The 13898-nt window shown below is 63.6% G+C and carries 12 protein-coding genes; 5 read left to right on the forward strand and 7 right to left on the reverse strand.

Features of this window, described 5'->3' with window-relative positions:
• Positions 1-90: 90 nt before the first annotated feature.
• Together SPITH_RS00705 and SPITH_RS00710 are read right to left on the reverse strand one after the other, a co-directional pair.
• Positions 91-4956: an Ig-like domain-containing protein gene (locus SPITH_RS00705; protein ID WP_014623835.1), complete on the reverse strand. Its 4866-nt coding sequence runs from the start codon at positions 4954-4956 to the stop codon at positions 91-93.
• 218 nt (positions 4957-5174) lie between these two features.
• Complete coding sequence (locus tag SPITH_RS00710) at positions 5175-6179, reverse strand: LysM peptidoglycan-binding domain-containing protein (protein ID WP_014623836.1); 1005 nt, start codon at positions 6177-6179, stop codon at positions 5175-5177.
• 102 nt (positions 6180-6281) lie between these two features.
• Here SPITH_RS00710 and SPITH_RS00715 point away from each other — a divergent pair, with 102 nt between their 5' ends.
• Positions 6282-6992, forward strand: coding sequence for an RNA methyltransferase (locus tag SPITH_RS00715; RefSeq protein WP_014623837.1), 711 nt, complete (start codon positions 6282-6284; stop codon positions 6990-6992).
• On the opposite strand, the gene aspS is transcribed toward SPITH_RS00715, so the two are convergent.
• Genes aspS through SPITH_RS00730 form a run of 3 tightly spaced genes read right to left on the reverse strand, consistent with a single transcriptional unit; the run spans position 6989 to position 10176 of the window.
• Entirely contained in the window at positions 6989-8782 is a 1794-nt protein-coding gene (aspS, locus tag SPITH_RS00720) for an aspartate--tRNA ligase (RefSeq protein WP_014623838.1), read from the reverse strand. The genes SPITH_RS00715 and aspS overlap by 4 nt on opposite strands.
• A gap of 46 nt (positions 8783-8828) precedes the next feature.
• Positions 8829-9743, reverse strand: coding sequence for a cation diffusion facilitator family transporter (locus tag SPITH_RS00725; protein WP_245523413.1), 915 nt, complete (start codon positions 9741-9743; stop codon positions 8829-8831).
• 19 nt (positions 9744-9762) lie between these two features.
• Positions 9763-10176, reverse strand: a complete 414-nt coding sequence (locus SPITH_RS00730; RefSeq protein WP_014623840.1) for a hypothetical protein — start codon at positions 10174-10176, stop codon at positions 9763-9765.
• Positions 10177-10227: 51 nt separating this feature from the next.
• On the opposite strand from SPITH_RS00730, the gene rsmI reads away from it, so the two are divergent.
• Genes rsmI through SPITH_RS00750 form a run of 4 tightly spaced genes read left to right on the forward strand, consistent with a single transcriptional unit; the run spans position 10228 to position 13201 of the window.
• Entirely contained in the window at positions 10228-10908 is a 681-nt protein-coding gene (gene rsmI / locus SPITH_RS00735; RefSeq protein ID WP_014623841.1) for a 16S rRNA (cytidine(1402)-2'-O)-methyltransferase, read from the forward strand.
• 46 nt (positions 10909-10954) lie between these two features.
• Positions 10955-11239, forward strand: a complete 285-nt coding sequence (locus tag SPITH_RS00740; protein ID WP_014623842.1) for a flagellar biosynthesis anti-sigma factor FlgM — start codon at positions 10955-10957, stop codon at positions 11237-11239.
• A 22-nt stretch (positions 11240-11261) separates the two neighbouring features.
• A complete protein-coding gene (locus SPITH_RS00745; RefSeq protein WP_014623843.1) occupies positions 11262-12401 on the forward strand; it encodes an iron-containing alcohol dehydrogenase in 1140 nt (379 codons plus the stop codon).
• A 2-nt stretch (positions 12402-12403) separates the two neighbouring features.
• On the forward strand, positions 12404-13201 hold the full coding sequence (locus SPITH_RS00750; RefSeq protein WP_014623844.1) for a TrmH family RNA methyltransferase: 798 nt from the start codon (positions 12404-12406) through the stop codon (positions 13199-13201).
• Here the strand turns inward: SPITH_RS00750 and SPITH_RS00755 are convergent.
• Together SPITH_RS00755 and SPITH_RS00760 are read right to left on the reverse strand one after the other, a co-directional pair.
• Positions 13185-13601 (reverse strand): OsmC family protein, encoded by a 417-nt coding sequence (locus SPITH_RS00755; RefSeq protein WP_013312981.1) that lies wholly within the window; start codon positions 13599-13601, stop codon positions 13185-13187. The genes SPITH_RS00750 and SPITH_RS00755 overlap by 17 nt on opposite strands.
• Entirely contained in the window at positions 13601-13834 is a 234-nt protein-coding gene (locus SPITH_RS00760) for a glutaredoxin family protein (RefSeq protein WP_013312982.1), read from the reverse strand. The genes SPITH_RS00755 and SPITH_RS00760 overlap by 1 nt, the downstream gene beginning before the upstream one ends.
• Positions 13835-13898 lie beyond the last annotated feature (64 nt).

Below are 13898 nucleotides of genomic sequence, written 5' to 3' on the forward strand. Positions count from 1 at the left end.
GGTATTCTCCTCTTCACATTGTAGTACCACCCTACGAAAAAGGCGAGCTCCCTCAGGAAGCCCGCCTCTCACCTCTTTCGGCGCACCGGTCTAGAACATCACCACATGGGTGCCGAAGGTGAGCTTGGGCACGATCTTCGGATCCACGTCCGAGGGGATGAACCAGAGTTCCGGCTCCACGTAGAGGCTGTAGGTGTGGAAGGCCGGGAAGCGCTTCACCTCCACGATCGGGAACTCCAGCTGGGCGAGGATGGCGCTCAAGACCACGGAGGAGATCGTCCTGGTCCCTTGGGCCTCCTCCACCTCGATGGGATCGTAGAGGAGGATGTAGCTGAAATCCGCTCCGAGGGCCAGCTTCAACGAGAGCCAGTCCCAGTCGGGCCCCAGGAACGACTCGAACGGCACGGAGAGGAGGCTCGCGAGGAGCTTGCCGCTTATGAACTGGCCCGAGAGGCGGGCCGGCTTGCCCTCGGCGGTGGTCCGCGGGCCGAGACCATAGCTCACCTGGAGCTTCACGTTGTTGTCGAAGAAGGTGAGGCCAAGGCCCGCCTTCCAGTAGGTCATGCCGAGGAAATGGGCGTCGAGGTACATCCCCTGGATGAACTCGGGTATCTCGTACCCGGCCTTGTCTCCGGCCCTGAGGCTTATCTGCACGTCCTTAAGCCCGAAGTTGTCGTCCGCAATACCAAACGCCACGAGCTTCTCGTTGACCCTGTCGCCCTCGAGCGGGGCTATCACCTTCACCTCGGGCGGGATCTTGTCCACCACGAAGAGGGTGCGCAGGACGGCGGTCTCACCGTTCCGGAAGGAGGCCTGCACCAGGACAGGGAGCGGACCATTGGGGAGGAAGCCCGTCTCCACGCGGTACTCCCACTCCTCTCGGGCCGGAATCTCCTCGAACGTCCTCCCGTTGTCGAGACTCACCTGTATGCGCACCACTTCGAACTCCCGTATCTTCTTCCTGTAGTCCGGATCTTCGGGATCGAGCGTGGTGAGGTAGGCAGCGGTCCCTCTGATCCAGGGCCTGTTGGTGAGCATATCGCCTATCATGTGGCTCTCGAGGGTGAGGTAGGGCCCTGTCTTCTGGTAGATGAAGCTCCGCGGCTCGCTCTCCACCCGCGCCCCATCGTGGGAGAGCACGGCCTTCAGGGTGACCTCGCCGTCGGGGACCTTGCCGGGATCGAGGACTGCCCTGAAATATCCGCGGGGGTTCACGTCGGCCGAGGTGAGGAATCCGTCCTCGAGGAAGAGTTGCACCTTCTCCACCGGCGAGGGAGCCGTCGCCACACCTTCGACCACCACGGGCCCGTGGACGACCTCACCCTCGGAGGGGAAGAGGATGTGCACCGAGGCGCCCTCGGTCCGTGCCACCACGAAGAGGTTCCTGTCCACGAGGGCCACATTGCCTGCCTTATCCCTGGCCTCGAGTCTCAGGTTGTACCACCCGGGCGAGAGCTCACCCAACGGTATGCGAGTGGTGAGCACCCTCTCGAGCGGGAGCGTCACCTCCACCGGTTCCAGCTGGTTGTTGATGGGCTCGAGGATCCCCTTGAAGGAGGTGAGCTGGATGTTGTCGGAGACACGGCCTGAGAGCCGGACCTCTCCCGAGACGGTGGCCCCTTCTTCCGGGGTGGTGATGGTGATCTCGGGAGGCGTGTTGTCCACGTTCACCAGCGCAGAGTACGAGGCCTCTATGCCATATCCATCGCGTACCACGAACTGCACCGCGTACGTACCGTCCGTGAAGATGGTGGTATCGAGCGGGTAGGTCCACTCCGTACCTTCTATGGTGAGGTGGGCGAAGTGGAAGGAGTTCCCGTTGTCGAAGGAGACCCGTACCGAATCGATCCCGTTCGCGTCACCCGCCGTTCCCCTGAGGATCACCGTTCCTCTTACGGTCTCCTCGACCGTGGGGGAGACCATGGCACCCTCCGGTTCGCTGAGACTCACCCTGAGTGTTTTCGAGGCGATCTCCCCCTGCAACCCGAACAGATCCACGGCGTAGATCTCCACGGTGTGTTCATTGTCGGAGAGGGAGGAGAGGGGAATGGTGAAGGAGAAGGTGTGCTGCGCAGGCACCTCCTGCCAGGTGCCGTCGTCGAGCTTCCATACGATCTTGGAGATGCCGTCGTCGTCGAAGGCCATGCCCGCAATCGTGACGTCCTTGGTGACCACGAAGTCGTCGGGTGGTGTCTGGATCTCCACGTGGGGTTTGTCGAGCGAGAGGTCCACGGAGGGTGAGAGGATGGTCTCCGAGGTGTTCCCTGCCGCATCTTCCGCAATGAGCTTCATGGTCTTTCCCTCCTCGGCGAGGTGGGAGAAGTCGACCGTGAACGAGAAGATCCCGTCTTCCGGAGAGAGGGGGGTGAAGGAGGGCTCCGGGGTACTGGCGGCTGCTTCCTCGGAGTCCCCCGATGAGGCAGAGGGTTCAGACGGTCCCTGTTCCAGGAGGTAGCCGAACCGCACCACCGGGGCCTCGGAGATGATGGAGCCTGCCACCAGGATGGTGCCGTTCACCGTCTTTCCCGCCTCGGGGGTGGTGAAGGCGAGGGTGGGCGGGGTGGCGTCGTAGAAGAGGTGGATGCGCCGGTGGGTCATGTGACCTGCGTCGTCCACTGCCTTTACCTCCAGGAGGTGTGGGCCGGGGGTGAGCTGGGACACGGCCATCGTGGTGGAAAACCGGGGTTCTGAGGCGGATACGCTCACCCAGGGGGCACCGTCGAGCCTGTAGGAGAGCCGGGGCAGACCGGCGTCGTCCTGCACCTCTCCCTCGATGGTGAGCGACGTGTTGAGGTACGCCCCATCCGAGGGGGTACTAAGCGTGAGTACAGGGGCATCGAGATCGATCTCGGCATTGAAGCGGGGTGAACGGTAGGTGCGGCCGTCGGTTGAGGTCACCACCACCTGAACGCCCGAGGCCTTTCCCGCCTTCTGAGGCGTGATGATGAGGTGGGTGTCCTCGTGTCTCACGCTGAGGAGATCGTCGGCCCCTTCGAGTACCACCTCTCGTATCCCTTTTCCCGAGAAGAAGCCTACGAGGGGGGTGCGATCCGTCCAGACCATGGTCCCATGGGAGAGGCGGTAGTCGAGGAGGAACACCTCATCGGGCTTGACAGGCGGGGGGAGACTCTCGCCTTCCTTCTTCGGCGGAGGTGCCTGATAGGAGATGACCTGGGGAAAGAGAGAGGTACGCCCGTCGCGCATGGTGAGCGCAAAGACCGCGGCGAGGGCCCCATGGCCTGCCTTGGGATCAAGAGAGGCCTCGAAGACATAGCCGCCTTCTTCGTCAGGACTGATCTTGAGACCCGTCTTTCTCACCGTGTTCGGGAACTGCGGGATGTTCTCGGGATCGAGGGGCATGAGGGCCCAGAGGTCGTCCCCTCCCACGTAGAGCACGCCGGAGGAGGGCTTCTCCTGGGCAGTGATCCTTCCCCGGAGGACGGCCTTGCGGGAGGCATCGTAGGTGAGGCCGTTCTTCCAGGTGAGGGATTCGCCCGTGTCGGTATAGAACAGCTCCTCGACCGTGAGGATCGGCGCGTTGGGGGCGATCTGGAACGAGACCTTCACCGGAGGGCTCTCCAGACCGTAGACGTCCACCCCCATGAGGGTGAGGGTGTGTCGGCCCGGGGGAAGTCCCTCGAGGGGTACGTAGAATCCCATGGAGGCGGGGATCTCAACCCCCTGTTTGGGATCGTCTCCCATACCGAGGACCCTTACCTTCTCAGGCGGGTTGGGTCCCACGATACGGCCCACGAGCACCTCATCCGAGGTGAGGAGCGGCTCACCCTCTTCCTGGGTGGGGAAGAGGATCTCCACCCGAGGCTGGAAGGCCTTTCTGTCGTTTTTGAGCCGGAGCTTCCGGGAAGAGAGGTTGCCGCTCGCATCCTCTGCATGCACGATGAGTTCGAGCGTGCCGTCCTTTTCCTGCGTGGTGTCGAGGGTGAGGTGCCAGTACGGGTTCCCTGGTATGATCTCGAGGTCGTGCTCTTCGCCCTTGAAGGTGTACCAGAGCCGTTTCACCCCTATGGCATCCCTCACCGTGCCAGTGATGCCCACCTTCCCGAAGACCACGGCCTCGTCTTCAGGGTTGAGTACGCTGAGTGTGGCCGGTTCGTTGTCCACGAAGAGGAGGAAGGGGGTGCGGACTTCTGTCCCGGTGCCGTCGGTGGCGGTGAACCACCACACATAGGGGCCGTCGGGGAAGGGCCTGGTATCGAGAGGAAGGGAAAATCGGTAGACTCCTTCGCCCTTGTCGTACTTGAGACCCATCGTGAGGGTTTTCTCCGGGATGTGCTCCTCCTCTCCCTTTTTGTTTACTGCGGTATAGGAGGGTATGGTGACGGTGAGTGCTTCCACGCCGGTCTCGTCCCTCACCACACCTTCGAGAGCCATCTTCCCCGAGACAAGGGCGCCACTCTGATGCGAGGTGAACTCGATCACCGGCGGAGCGGTGTCGAGCACGAATGTGGAGGTGATCTCCGGTCCCTCGGTGCCGTTCACGTCCACCGCCTTCACCGAGATGGTGTGGGTTCCCTCGGTGAGTCGTGAGGCGGGTACTGCGACCCGCCAGTACTCGGTTCCCTCGGCCGTCTGGTAGGAACCGTCGTCGAGCTTCACGAGGACCCGTGCCACGCCGTCGTCGTCGACCGCCACGCCCACGATGTTGAAGGCATTACGCACCACCTCGTACTCCTGTGGGGAGACGATCCGCACCACCGGGAGGTCGGAGGCAGGATCCACCTTGATGTTGAACGGTCCGGCGATGGACTCGTTTCCTGCAAAATCGATGGCCTTTATGATCACGTTGTGGGTACCGGGTTTTGTCTCCTGGAGGTCGAACTCTTTTTTCCAGTCCTCCTTCCCCTCTGCTTCCTGCCACTCGGTGGTACCGCCAGCATAGAGCCAGACGGAGATGAGGAGAAGAAAGAGAAATGTCGTGAGGCTACGCAGCTTCATATATGGCCCTCCTTAAGATGGGGATAAGTGTTCCATGCCCTTCTGACTCACAGTGTTCAAAGCAAATAACATACCAAAATAACGTCTTGCTTCATATGCTTCCAGGCATTTTTGATGAGGATATCTCTCAGTCATACAGGAAAATACATTCTCACCGTAGGAGAGGGTGAGGAGTGCCTCATCTCTTTGGGAGGAGCACTATGCACCATGCATAGACCTCATTCCTGCGGTCTGATGTGCGGGATCCTGAGGGGTTTTCCCGCATAGATGAGGTCGGGGTTGGGGATGTGGTTCTCCTCGGCGATGGCAGGATAGAGCCATGGGTTGTTGTAGAAGGAGTCGGCAAGGTCCCAGAGGGTATCCCCCCATGTGGGGGTGTAGATGATGGTGAACTCGGAGGGTGCAGGTCGTGCTGCCTCGGGTGCCTGCGTGGGGGCGGGGATTGGGGTGGCGGCGGGTGTGGTCCGGGGTGGGGCGGACACCTGGGGAGCCGTCACCTCTCCCAGGAGACGGGGGAGGAACAGGTAGGAGAGTACTCCCCCTACGAGTACGCCCAGGATGAAGCCGAGGATGAAGGGGACCCACATGGAGGGCTTTCTCTTGACGGGAAGGGCGGCCGATCGTTCTTCTTCCTCCCGCTCGAATCCCGACTGGAGCAGGTTCTGTTCCTCCTCGCTCATGAGGCTGGAGGAGGAACCCCGCTCTTCTTCGAACGAAAACCCTTCCTCTTCCTCGCCCTCCTCGTATGAGAGGGAAGCCTCCTCATCGAACGGGGTGCCGAAGTCCTCGTCGTAGGAACGTTCCGTGAGGGATTCCTCCTCTTCCTCGAAGTCCTCTTCCTCGGCGGACTCCTCTTCTTCGGGCATCCGGGTGAGCATGGAGAAGTCTGTGTCGGGAGAGGGCTCTTCCATGGTGAGTTCGAGGTGCCGCGTCTCACCCGAAGTCCTCTCTCGGGCGGTGGCGGAGAGGTGCTCGTGTGCATCCATCTCCAGGACGAGTTCCACCTCGGGCTTCTCACCGTCATAGTCGGGGAGGTCGACGGTGAGGGTCCCCAGATATTCCCCTCCCTCCTCGTCGAGGGTGCGATAGAGATCTATGTGGACCGCTCGTTGATGGGTGTGGGCAGGTTCGAGAACCACGCGCTTCCGCGAAGGGGTGCCCTCTTCCAGAACGGGAAAGAGGCTGTTGTCAGCGAGCTTTATGGCGATACGAGGTCGTGCCATTGGGATCCTCTCCATTGACCGTCTATGTTAATTATCGTCACTCCAAGGTATAAAAACAAGGGGCCCCTTGCACGGTGTACGATCTTGTGCTGAGATAGGGCCATGGTCCGCGTGATTCTGGTTGAGCCTGAAGGAGCGGAGAACGTGGGGATGGTGGCCCGGGCCATGGCGAACATGGGACGCGAGAGGCTCGTCCTGGTGCGGCCTGCGTGTGACCACCTCTCACCACCGGCCCAGAGGTATGCGGTGCACGCCGAATCGATCCTGGAAGGGGCGAGGGTGTGTGAGACCCTGGCGGAAGCCCTGGATGGTGTGGATCTCAGGGTGGCGGTCACCCGCCGGCACGGCCAGTACCGGATGCCCGATCTCTACCTCCCGGAGTTCCCCGCCTTTCTCGCGGAGTTCACCGGGAGGGAGGTGGCGCTCGTCTTCGGAAGGGAACGGACGGGCCTCACCTCGGAAGAAGTGCAGGCGTGCGACCTCATCCTCACCATTCCCTCGTCGGGCTCGTGTCCTTCGCTCAATCTCGCCCAGGCGGTGATGGTGGTGCTCTACGAGCTCATGCGGGCGAGTTTCCTCTCGCTCGCACCGAACCGGGAGGAGGATCTGCGGCCCTATCTCGAGGAGGCGGTTGTCAGGGCCAGGGAGGTGCTCGAAAAACTGGGCTACTACCGGAACATCCCCGAGGAAAAGGTGGCCTTCTCGGTGAGGAAGGTGATCGCCCGCATGGTGAGGGACAGGGAGACCGCCGTGAGGGTCTCCCGCTTCTTCTCGCACGTGGCGGCCAGGCTCGACCTCCACGGGAAGGACTAGTCCTCTTCGGGGAGTACCACCCGCAGGTGGAGTTCCTCGAGCTGTGCAGGGTCGACCTCGGCGGGTGATCCGTCGAGCGGGGAGAGCCCTGCGGCGGTCTTGGGAAAGGCGATGACCTCTCGTATGGTCTCCTCCCCCGCCATGATCATCACGAGCCTGTCGAGCCCGGGGGCGATGCCTCCGTGGGGGGGCGGACCGTACTTGAAGGCCGTGGTGAGGAACCCGAACCGGGAGGCGGCCTCCGCCTCGCTGAATCCGACCACCTTGAAGATGCGCCTCTGGAGCTCCGGGTCGTGTATCCTGAGGGACCCTGATGCGAGCTCGTATCCATTGCACACGAGGTCGTAGGCCGCCGCCTTGACCGCGCCTGGGTCCTTCTCGAGGAGCGGCAGGTGTTCCTCCCTGGGCATGGTGAACATGTGGTGGGCCGGATCCCACTTCCGCTCCTCTTCGTTCCACTCGAACATGGGAAAGTCCACCACCCAGCAGAAGGAGAAGGCCCCCTCAGGGATGAGCCCGCGCGTGCGGGCCACGGCCGTCCTCACCGCACCGAGAGCGGTACACGCCGTCTTCCAGGTATCCCCTACGAGCAGGATGAGATCGCCCGGACGGGCACCGAGGGACGTGATGAGCGCAGGGGCAGCCTCCTGGTAGAACTTGCCGACGCCTCCTTCGAGCCCCCCTTCGGTCACCTTCATCCAGGCGAGACCTGCAGCCCGATACGTCTTCGCCACCTCCTCGAGGGCCTCTATCTCCTTGCGCGAGAACGATGCTCCTCCCTCCACGACGAGGGCCTTCACCACCCCGCCCTGGGCCACCACCTTCTGGAAGGCCTGGAACGAGCCCTTGTCCACGTGAAGGGTGAAGTCCTTGAGTTCAAGCCCGTAGCGGAGATCGGGCTTGTCCGTGCCGTAACGGTCGAGGGCCTCCTCATAGGTGAGGCGGGGGAAGGGGAGGGAGAGGTCCACGCCCAGGGCCTTCTGGAAGATGTGGGCCATGAGTCCCTCGGTCTCGGCGAGGACGTCGTCCTGGGTTACGAAGCTCATCTCCATATCGATCTGGGTGAACTCGGGCTGGCGGTCTCCCCTCGCGTCCTCGTCGCGGTAGCATCGGGCGATCTGGAAGTATTTGTCGAACCCCGCCACCATGAGGAGCTGCTTGAAGAGCTGCGGCGACTGGGGGAGGGCGTAGAACCTGCCGGGATGGAGCCTCGCAGGCACCAGGAAGTCCCGCGCCCCTTCCGGCGTGGATCGGATGAAGGTCGGGGTCTCGATCTCGTAGAACCCCTTTCCCACGAGGTACTCCCGCGCGTGCCAGGCCACCAGGTGCCGGAGGGTGAGGTTGCGCTGCATGCGGGGCCGCCTCAGGTCGAGGTACCGGTACTGGAGCCTGAGCTCCTCCCGGGCATCGATGGCGTCGTCTATGGGAAAGGGGAGGGGCTCCGAGGCCGAGAGCGGGCGGATCCCTGTGGCGAGCACCTCGATGTCCCCTGTGGGCATCTGGGGGTTGCGCATGGTTTCGGGCCGTAGTCGCACCACGCCCTTCACCGCGATACAGTACTCGTACTTGAGTGCTTCGACGAGCCTGCGCACCTCCTCGGGGCTCTCCTCGTCGACCACCACCTGGGTGATCCCGTACCTGTCCCTCAGGTTGATGAAGTGGATCCCCCCGTGGTCACGCTTTCTGTGGACCCAGCCGTTGAGGATCACTTCCTTCCCTGCGTCTGTTGCCCGCAGTGCTCCGCAGGTGGTGGTGCGTTTCCACGCCGAAAAAGGGGTCTCGTGTGCCATGGGTGCAACTCTAACACAGTGAGAGGGCAAAGGCAAGGAAGAGCCCTCATGCACCCGGATCCGCGGGGGGCTCCTTACTCCTCGCTCGCCGACGGAGCTGGCGATCCTTCCATGTCTCGAAGGGTTCCACGTGGATGGTGGCCTCGAGCCCCAGCTCCCTCCTCAGATCCTGCTCGATGACCGAGACGATCTCGTGGGCCTTCCTCAGCGAGGTCTCCCCATCGAGGACCACGTGGAAGGTGACCTCGGTGTGTCGCCCGTAGTGGTGGACGTGGAGGTGGTGGATATCAGGGCCTTCTGGTTGTGTTCGCCGCACCACCTCCTGTATCCGGGTCTCCAGCTCCTCAGGAGGAGCCTCACCGAGAAGGGGAGAGAAGGCCTCCTTCAGGATGCTGTACGAGGTGTAGCCCAGAAACACGCTCACGCCCAGGGCGAGGGCGCTGTCCATCCACCAGAACCTGCCGCCTGCGAGGATACCCACGAGGAGGAGGAGCGAGGAGAGGGCGTCGCTCCTGTGGTGCCAGCCGTCGGCCTTTACCGAAGAGTAGCCGGTCTTCCGGGCCACCGCAAAGGCGTACTGGGCCATGGCCTCTTTGGCGAGGATGGAGAACCCCACCACCCAGAGGGTGAAGTCGGTGTAGTGGGCCCCCTCATGGTGGAAGAGGCGTTCCACGGCGTCGAGGGCGAAGGTGATGCCGATCATCCCCAGGATGGTGCCGATCATCACCGTGCTTATGAGTTCGGCCCGCCCATGGCCGAAAGGGTGGTCGTCGTCGGCGGGTTTGCGGGCGGTACGGGCTCCCACCAGCAGGACGATCGACGAGATGCTGTCCGAGAGGGTGTGCCAGGCATCGGCCACCACGGCGATGGATCCGCTGGTGAGTCCTGCGGCGAGTTTTATGCCGAAGAGGACCACGTTTCCCACGATGGAGAGGAAGCCTGCCCTCTGAATCGTCCGCATCTCGTGGCCGGTCGTTCCTCTAGTCCCTGCACCTTGAACATCCGAGGATCCGTACATGTTTCCTCCCTGTTCTGGTGTTCTCGAACATGCGGGCCACGAGCACGTCCGTGACCAGCAGGTCTTTCCCGCACACCGGGCACCTCCGTCTCACCTCCCGGGGGGCGGGGTAGCAGTGGGGGCAACCGAGGATGTGGGCCATGCTCTCCACGATGCCCAGCTGGTTCGCCTGTTTCCCTCTGGAGAAGACGCGGGATGAGACCCGCTCGCCCGGAGCGAGGGGGGTCCTGCACACCGGACAGCGGGGAAGGGCAGAGGAGTCTCTCCCGGAGGTCCGGGCCCGTTCCCTGCTCAGCACGTCCTTCACCATCCCGGCGGCGAGCAGGCCTATGAGGATCACGGTGACCGTCCCCAGTATCAGGATGACAGGGTCCACGAGGTGTACTATACTGGAATCCGCGCATTTTTACCACACGAGGGAGGATACGTGGCGAGTCTCTTCGTGGTCGCGACCCCCATAGGCAACCTCGAGGACATCACCCTGAGGGCACTCAGGGTGCTCAAGGAGGTGTCGCTCATCGCCTGCGAGGACACCCGACGGACCCGCATCCTCCTCTCACACTACGGCATCGAGACCCGCACCATAAGCTATCACAGCCACAAGCGGGAGGAAGGCGTGCCCCCCATACTCTCGGCCCTCGAGGAAGGCAAGGACGTGGCCTACGTGACCGATGCGGGCACACCGGCCTTGAGCGATCCCGGCGCCTTTCTCGTGGCGAAGGTGAGGGAGGCGGGGTTCAGGGTGGTCCCGGTCCCCGGTCCATCGGCCTTCACCACCCTCGTGAGCGCGAGCGGCATCGAGGAGAAGACCATCACCTTCGAGGGCTTTCTCTCGCCCAAACAGGGGAGGAGGAGACGCCGGCTCGCCGAGCTCCTGGACCGGGGCGAGGCCTTCTTCCTCTACGAGGCGCCCCACCGCATCCTCAAGCTCCTCGACGATCTCTCGGTTCTCTCCCCCGACAGGACCATCGTAGTGGGGCGTGAGCTCACCAAGATGCACGAGGAGATACTCAGAGGTACCGCCGAAGAGGTCGCAACCTCGCTCAAGGAGGGAAATTCCGTTCGAGGAGAGTTTTCTGTGCTTGTCTGTGGGACCAAAAAGGGGTAAAATTGAAGGGAGCGGGTGACGATACTGCTAGTGAAAGGACGGAGCCATGACAGTCGAACGAACCGGACCTGTCGATCCCATCGGGCGATACCTCAAGACCCAGAAGACCGAAAAGGTGGTGAAGAAACAGGAAGGCGACAGCATCACCCTCTCGGAAGAGGCGAAGTTCCGCGCGGAACTGCACAAGTCGATCGAACTGGTGAAACAGGCTCCGGACATTCGACAGGATCGAATCGAGGAGATCAGGAAGAAGCTCGAAGACCCCTCCTATATCGACGACAAGGTGATCGAAGTGGTGGCCGACAGGGTCCTCAAGATGTTCGGCCTCTAGGCCCTCTTCCCCGGGGCATACCGTGACCTATCGAGAACTAGAGTTTCCCTTCACCATCATAGAAGGAACGGATGCACTCTCGCGGCTGGGACCCCTCGTTGCAGGGATGGGTGACCGTGCCTTTGTGCTCGCCGACCCCGTGGTGGTGGAACACGACCTGCACATCCCTGTAGTCCAGCTGCTCAAGGCCTCCCGCGTCGAGGCCGTGCTCTTTCACGAGATCTCGCACACCACTTCTCTCCACGACCTGGTGCGCATCGGCCGCATCCTCTCGGCCTCGCGCGCCCAGGTGGTGGTCGTCCTCGGCGGGCCCACCGCCCTCCGCACCGCCCGTCTCCTCTCCGCCACCCGCGGCGACCTCGACCTCCTCCAGACCCTTCCCCGGTCCGTCCCCCCCCACCCCCTCCCCCTCGTCGCCCTCCCCACCACCCCCCGCATCCCCCACCTCTTCGCCCCCCGCGTCCTCCTCGTCCAGGACCCCCCCGACCCCCACCTCCTCGTCCCCCTTCCCCACGTCCCCTCGCTCCTCCTCGCCGACCCTGCCCTCACCCGCACCCTCCCCCCCCGAGCCACCGCCTCCACCCTCCTCGCCCTCCTCGCCGACGCCGCCGAGACCCTCCTCGCCTCGCCCCCCGGCCTTGCCGCTGCCTGCGCCTCCCACACCCTCGGCCTCCTCTCCCGCATCGCCGAACCCGCCGTGCTCCGGCCCGACCCATCCCCCCTCCGTCCAACCCTCCTCCAGGCAGGTCTCCTCTCCGCCCTCGCCCGACGCTTCACCCCCGACGGCCCCCTCACCCTCCTCTCCCTCGCCCTCTCGTGCCGCGGACTCCCCGGTTCCTGGACCACCGCCCTCCTCTTCGTCCACGCGGCCCCTCGGCTCGCCGAACTCGCGCCCGAAGTCCTCAAGGAAGTCGCCGCCTCCCTCGGGATCACCGGCGTAGCGGCAGAAGTCGCCGCCGCCGAGACCGCATCGTTCGTGCGCCGCCTCCTCGCCCGCGCAGGCCTTCCCACCCGCCTCACCGACCTTGAACTCCCCCGCGCCGCCCTCCCCGAGATCGCCCGTACCGCCTGGGACCTCGACCACCCCCTCCGCCAGCTCGCCGCCTTCCCCTCCTCGCCCGACCAGGCCTTCCTCCTCGGTCTCCTCGAAGCCGCCTGCTAGCCATGATCACTCCCCGCAAGTTCGCGCGTCTTACCCCCTCGGCCCGGCTGCGGAAGCTCCGCACCCTGCTGCGCACCTGGCGCACCCTCTCCCCCCCCGAGTGGGAGACCGTGCGGCCCATGGTACGCGACATCCTCTCCTTCGTGGCACGGGACGAGGAGGCCCCGGCGCCGCTCCGCGAAACCTGCGCCGGGCTCCTCCCCTACCTCCCCCAGACCACCGACCCCGAAGCGCTCGCCCGGCCCTTCCTCAGGGCCGAGATCTTCCTCGACGAACTCCTCGGCACCTGGACCGCCGACTGGGACCTCTCACCCGAGCCTCGGGGAGAGCTCCCTCCCCGCACCTCGCTCCCCATCTGGGTCTACCTCGAAGATCTGCGTTCCCCCTACAACGTGGGCGCCATCTTCCGGAGCGCCGAGGCCTTCGGCGCCTCTGGCATCTACCTCTCGCCCGCCACCCCGACACCCGACCATCCCCGTGCCGCGCGCACCGCCCGCGGCACCCAGCACCTCCTCCCCTGGCGACGGCTCGCCCCGGACCAGGTGGGAAGCCTCGGTCTCCCTGTGATCGTCTTGGAGACACGAGGCACCCCCGTGGACGAGTATACCTTTCCTGAACAAGGGATTGTGGTGGTGGGAAACGAAGAACTCGGCGTGAGCCCCGAACTCCTTGCCCTCGCCGAGTCCTCGCAGGGAAGGGTGAGCATCCCCCTCGTGGGGACCAAGGGATCGCTCAACGTGAGCGTGGCCGCAGGGATCCTCCTCTGCTACTGGAGCAGGGCCCTCACCCGTCGAGCCTGATCTCGTAGGTGATCCGGGCCGTCTTCCCCAGCATCGCCGAGACCCCGCAGTACTTCTCCTGGGAGAGACGCACCGCCTTCTCGATCTTCTCCCTGTCGAGCGCATCCCCGGTGAAGGCGTACACGAGGTGGATCCGGGTGAAGACCTTGGGATGCTCCTCGCTGAGGTCCGCCTCGATGTGCAGGGTGAACGAGTCGTACGGCATGCGCATCTTGCCGAGGATGGAGACCACGTCCATCCCCGTGCATCCCGCGAGCCCGGCGAGCAGGAGGTTCTTGGGCCGGGGGCCCGCATCCTTTCCCCCGAACTCCGGGTGGGCGTCCACCGTGAGGGTGTGACCGTCCACCTCCACGTCGAAGGCCATATCCCCGGTATGGCGGGCTGTGACCTTTGCCGCCATCACGCGCTCCTCAAGGCACGTTCGATCTCGGGCAGGTTGAAACCCACGATGACCTTGCCGTTGATGTCGATGACCGGCACGCCCATCTGCCCCGACTTGCGCACCATCTCCTCGGCCCTGCGCATGTCCTGGGCCACGTTGTACTCCACGAAGGGGATCCTGTTCTTCCGGAAGTAGTCCTTGGCCATCTTGCAGTAGGCACACGTGGGAGTCGTATAGAGCACGACCTTCATCGTCTCCTCCATATTGTATTAGATTTTCTTAATATAAGATGATGCATTTACATCGTGCCGTCAA

Source organism: Spirochaeta thermophila DSM 6578 (assembly GCF_000184345.1).
Taxonomy (GTDB): Bacteria; Spirochaetota; Spirochaetia; order Winmispirales; family Winmispiraceae; genus Winmispira; species Winmispira thermophila.